Annotated in this window: 1 protein-coding gene; it reads left to right on the top strand. The window is 58.5% G+C overall.

Annotated elements, in window-relative coordinates; translation table 11 throughout:
• Nucleotides 1-244: 244 nt before the first annotated feature.
• Nucleotides 245-535: hypothetical protein (locus tag OXS49_RS33435; RefSeq protein ID WP_267428788.1), on the top strand; the 291-nt coding region annotated here is incomplete at its 3' end.

Genomic DNA, 535 nt, shown 5'->3' on the forward strand with positions numbered 1-535 from the left:
TCGATGAAATTGCTCTGATCCGTTGCCAGAAACGATGTGTCGTCGCTCATCTACACCTCTGATGTATGGGGGCCATGACAAACGTAATGCGAAGGGGAATTAGTCAATCCCTTAGCTGTACACCGAAGCTGTAATAATAGACATATCTACGGATCTTGTGAGCTAGCACGGTGTTGCCGTGCCGACGAGAGTAGGCGGCATGGCCGCTGGAGTAGTGGGTATGCGTTGGCGAGTCCCTGTTGTCTTGGCACTTGCCACCGGCATGCATGCCTTGCCCATCCACGCACAAACGCAGGAGGAGCAGGCTTTAGCCCTGCTCCGGGCGTCCAGCGCCCAGTCAGCCATCATCACGTTCTGCGGCAAGCACTACGCCATCGACGGCACGACCGCGCTGCGGATCTCCCAGACCGCGCGTGACGTGGCCACCAAGGTGCTTGGTCTTGAGCGGGCCAATGCCGCCTTCAAGGACGAGTTGGCGCGCCGCTATGCTGAGGTGAAGGAAGTTGGTGAGCAGCAGTGGTGCACCGACCAGCGA

The organism is Methylobacterium sp. GC_Met_2, from assembly GCF_026540795.1.
GTDB lineage: Bacteria > Pseudomonadota > Alphaproteobacteria > Rhizobiales > Beijerinckiaceae > Methylobacterium.